Raw genomic sequence first — 2,965 nt, forward strand, 5'->3', positions numbered from 1 at the left:
ACCTATAATATGCCAATATTTTTGACCGTATCATTTTTGGAGGGAAACAAAATGACAAATAAAAAGTATGAGCCGCTTTTACAGCCGTTTACTTTTTCAAATGGCATCAAATTAGATAACCGCGTTATTCTTGCGCCTATGACAAATTTTTCATCAAATGAAGATGGAACAGTATCAAATGCAGAAGTAGACTACTATGTACGACGTTCAAACGGTGTTAGCATGGTCATTACAGCATGTACATACGGAACGCCGAACGGCAAAGGATTTCACGGAGAGTTTGCTGCAGACAGCGATGAAATGATTCCTAGCCTGCGCCGTTTAGCAACAGCCATTAAAGATCAAGGAGCAAAAGCAGTTCTTCAAATTTTTCACGGAGGCCGCATGTGTCCGCCTGAGCTTGTTCCAAATGGAGAGGTTGTTAGCGCAAGTGCTGTTGCTGCAGAACAAGAAGGAGCACCGGTGCCTCGAGAGTTAACAAATGAAGAAATCGACGGCATTATTCATGATTTTGGTGAGATGACGCGCCGTGCTATTGAAGCAGGATTTGACGGAGTTGAAATCCACGGAGCAAATAACTATTTAATTCAGCAGTTCTTTTCTCCGCATTCTAATCGCCGCCAAGATAAATGGGGCGGTAGCGTAGAAAAACGTTTAACATTCCCGCTGGCAATTGTAGACGAAGTAAAGCAAGCCGTTTCTAAACATGCAAAAGAGCCATTTTTAGTAGGCTATCGCTTCTCGCCAGAAGAGCCTGAAACGCCTGGAATTACAATGGCTGATACGTTGAAGTTAGTTGATGCACTAGCAGAAAAAGACCTTGATTACCTTCACGTATCGCTAATGGAATTCTGGTCAAAACCTCGCCGAGGCGTGGAAGATACTCGTTCACGTATTGAGATTATTCAAGAGCGCGTAGGAAGCCGCGTACCTGTGATGGGCGTAGGTTCTATTCATACAGCAGACGAAGCAGCAGCAGCTCTTGAAACCGGCATTCCACTGCTTGCGATTGGCCGTGAATTAATTATGGATCCAGACTGGGTTCAAAAAGTCAAAGAAGGCCGTGAAAATGAAATTGTGACAACATTAAGCAAAAAAAATCAGGAAAAGCTTGTGATTCCTGACCCGCTGTGGCAAGCCGTTATTAACACACCAGGCTGGTTCCCGGTTGAAGATTAAAAGAAAGACAGAAAAGCGCAAAGACGATGGGACTGACCCCGTGTCTTTGCGCTTTTTGCTTTTTCATGGAACAGAACTTATGAACCATTAATTTACRAATAGACTTCTTTATGTTTGAATAATAATAGTTTTCTGAAAGTGAGGTGGAAAAATGAAAGCAGGCCCAATGGTAAAAATGATGGTTTCAATGAGTATTTTTGGTTCAATTGGCTTTTTCTCCACACAAACTGGACTTCCTTCTTTTGATTTAGTATTTGTTCGCTGTATTTGTGCAACGCTTTTTCTCGGAATGTGCTGGTTTGTAACCGGTGAATATAAAAGGGAGAAATGGAATGCCAAAGAAATAAAGCAGATTTTACTGTGCGGCATATTCCTTGTGTTTAACTGGGTGTTTCTATTTAAAGCATTTGAAATGATGTCCGTTACGGTAGCTATTTCTATTTATCATCTTGCACCCGTCTTAGTATTGCTGCTGGGAAGCTTTATCTTTAAGGAGAAATTAACGGTTCTTGGCGTTATGTCTATTTTCACTTGTTTTGTGGGAACACTTCTGATTATTGGGGTGAAGGAACTTACGATTGATGGCTTCATGTCTTCAGGAATACTGTGGGCGCTTTTAGCCGCTTTGTTTTATGCATGCACAACGCTGCTTGGCAAAGGAATTATTCATACGAGTGCTTACGCTGTTACATTTATTCAGACTTTTTTAGGGATTTTTTTATTATTGCCGTTTGTTCATTTTAGTGATTTTCATTTCTTAACAGCGGCCAATTGGACAGCTATTTTGGTAACGGGCTTTGTACATACTGGTTTAGTGTATTATTTGTTTTTCGACAGCCTGCGCTACTTAAAAACTCAGGTGATTTCGGTTCTAGTGTTTTTAGATCCAGCCGTTGCTATTTTATTAGATACAGCATTCACGGGATTTCGCCCGACGCTTTTTCAGCTGGCAGGCATTGTTTTGATCTTTTTAGGAATGCTTTTTACTTTGAAGCCAAAACCTTCATCTAAAAAAAGTATTTCCAATAGCAAGATTAAAAAGATCACATAGAATTTCTATTTCATCTGCAGGTCTTCATTTATTAGAAAAAGGGGAGCAAGTCATGAAAGTCAGTAAGCAAAACGCAGAACACTACGTGTGGGGAGGAAAATGCGATGGGTGGCACCTAGTGAAAAATAAAGACGTAAGTATTATTCATGAGCGCATGCCTCCTCATACGAAAGAGGTAAGACATTATCACACGAGAGCACAGCAATTTTTCTTTGTGCTAAAAGGCACAGCTGCTCTAGAAGTAGACGGAATTATTTATGATGTAAAAGCACATGAAGGAATAGAAGTGCTTCCGTCCATTCTTCATCAAATGATGAATCGTTCCAGCGAAGAGATTGAGTTTCTAGTTATTTCACAGCCCTTTGCACACGGAGACCGCATAGCTGTTGATGAAGATAAAGACTAAGCATAGATAAGTCTATTTTTACTAGTCCTAACAGTAAGCGAAGAATACCGTCCAGTACAATAGTACCTTTTCATTCAGTATGTGAAATATTATGCCTAATAAAATAAAAATACTTTTATTGCAGAGCAGAAATGTGGTAAATTAATATGTATGCAATATAGGGAGAACAAAATTTACAAATTAACAATTGTGTAATATTAACATCACGATAAAAAATAAGAGATTACAAGTTGAAATGTAAATTTTGTAGATGACTAAAAAAAGAGATGAAGATGAGATTGTTTGACAAATTGAATCATTTTCAGGTAATCTTTTGCAGGACGTAACCG

3 protein-coding genes are annotated in these 2,965 nt (G+C 39.3%); all 3 read left to right on the top strand.

The features are described from left to right. The first annotated feature begins 51 nt into the window (after positions 1-51). The 3 genes from AC1DRF_RS21425 (at position 52) to AC1DRF_RS21435 (ending at position 2,636) form a co-directional block, all read left to right on the top strand. The gene (locus AC1DRF_RS21425) at positions 52-1,179 is read left to right on the top strand and encodes an NADH-dependent flavin oxidoreductase (RefSeq protein WP_477741637.1); all 1,128 of its coding nucleotides are present in this window, start codon (positions 52-54) and stop codon (positions 1,177-1,179) included. A gap of 151 nt (positions 1,180-1,330) precedes the next feature. Continuing rightward, complete coding sequence (locus AC1DRF_RS21430; RefSeq protein ID WP_028410966.1) at positions 1,331-2,230, top strand: DMT family transporter; 900 nt, start codon at positions 1,331-1,333, stop codon at positions 2,228-2,230. Between the two features lie 52 nt (positions 2,231-2,282). Next, complete coding sequence (locus AC1DRF_RS21435; RefSeq protein ID WP_028410967.1) at positions 2,283-2,636, top strand: cupin domain-containing protein; 354 nt, start codon at positions 2,283-2,285, stop codon at positions 2,634-2,636. Positions 2,637-2,965: the final 329 nt, after the last annotated feature.

The sequence above is a fragment of the Priestia sp. P5_B4 genome (assembly GCF_056400385.1).